The following is a 1,328-nucleotide window of genomic DNA, read 5'->3' as shown; positions in this document are numbered from 1 at the left end:
ACTATTTAACAGTTAATCGGTCTATTATTTGTTAGTCCTGGTTTAATTCTAATATAATTACTTCGACACGACGATTCCTTTGTAAATCTTCTTCTGTTGCGTTATCTGAGACTGGTTTAAACTCAGCAAACCCTGTAGCTTGAAAGCGCGTCGGGTCTAAGCTGTGTTGATCAATAAAGTATCGTATAACACTACTTGCTCTTGCAGTGGATAATTCCCAATTAGATGGAAAGCGGTAAGTATCAATCGGCACATCATCTGTATGCCCTTCGACTTCTACATCATTTGGAATATTATTTAACAGTACTGCAACTTTATCTAAAAATGGTAGAAAATCATCAATAAGCTCAGCTTCACCCGAACTAAATAAGACTCTTTCTTGTAAAACTAAAACGACACCACGATCAGTTTGGCTCGCTGTAATAACATCATTCAACTCATGTTCATCTAAGTAATCTTGAATTTCTTCATACAATTGTTCTAAGTTTTCCTGATCTTCTGCTTCGGTGACCTCTTCCTCTTCTGCCACATCCTCGTCATCATCTTCTTCAGGCATGTCACCTTCTTCATAGTCTGTTGGATCTTCTAATGGAACCGCAGAAGGCATAAAGTCAAAAATAACATTTTGTCTGTAAGATTCAGCTACAGCATTAAATTTCACTGCATCAATTTGTGACATTGAAAATAGTAAAATAAAAAACACTAAGATTAATGTCACCATATCAGAATATGTAACCATCCAAATCGGAGCACTACGTTTAGGCTGCGCTCTTTTTTTAGGCTTCATTTTGAATCTCCTCTGCCTCAAAATCCTCTTTGTTCTTTTCCTTCAAATCTTCACTAGACAAAAATGCACTTAATTTTTCCTCTAAAATTTTCGGATTCTGGCCAGATTGAACGCCTAAAACACCTTCAACAATTACTTGTTTCATGAACACTTCTTCTTCTGTTCTAGAAACTAATTTACCTGCTATTGGGAGGAAAACTAAGTTTGCTAGAATCATTCCATAGAAAGTTGTTAATAAGGCAACAGCCATACTCGGACCAATTGTACCTGGGTCATCTAAATGATTAAGCATTAAAATTAAACCAATTAAAGTACCGATCATTCCCCAAGCTGGCGCGTATTCACCCGCCTTTTCAATAATTGATCGCCCTTTATTATGGCGTTCTTCCATAGCTGCAATTTCTGCATTCATAATGTCATTAATTACTTCAGGCTCTATACCATCAATAGCTAAGTATACGCCTTTCTTAATAAATTGATCATCCAGTTGTTCAACTTCACCTTCTAAAGCTAGTAGCCCTTCTCGTCTAGCTTTTTCAGA

Annotated in this window: 2 protein-coding genes; both read right to left on the bottom strand. The window is 36.5% G+C overall.

Annotation, left to right across the window (positions count from 1 at the left end; all coding sequences use genetic code 11):
• Positions 1-31: 31 nt before the first annotated feature.
• The gene (gene motS / locus A194_RS0116275) at positions 32-787 is read right to left on the bottom strand and encodes a flagellar motor protein MotS (RefSeq protein ID WP_017187834.1); all 756 of its coding nucleotides are present in this window, start codon (positions 785-787) and stop codon (positions 32-34) included.
• On the bottom strand, positions 777-1,328 hold a 552-nt coding region (locus A194_RS19035), incomplete at its 5' end, for a MotA/TolQ/ExbB proton channel family protein (RefSeq protein WP_017187833.1). The genes A194_RS19035 and motS, both read right to left, overlap by 11 nt.

The organism is Alkalibacillus haloalkaliphilus C5 (genome assembly GCF_000269905.1).
GTDB lineage: Bacteria > Bacillota > Bacilli > Bacillales > Alkalibacillaceae > Alkalibacillus > Alkalibacillus haloalkaliphilus_A.
Note: the sequence above shows the minus strand (reverse complement) of the source record. Positions and strands in the feature narration are given on the sequence as shown.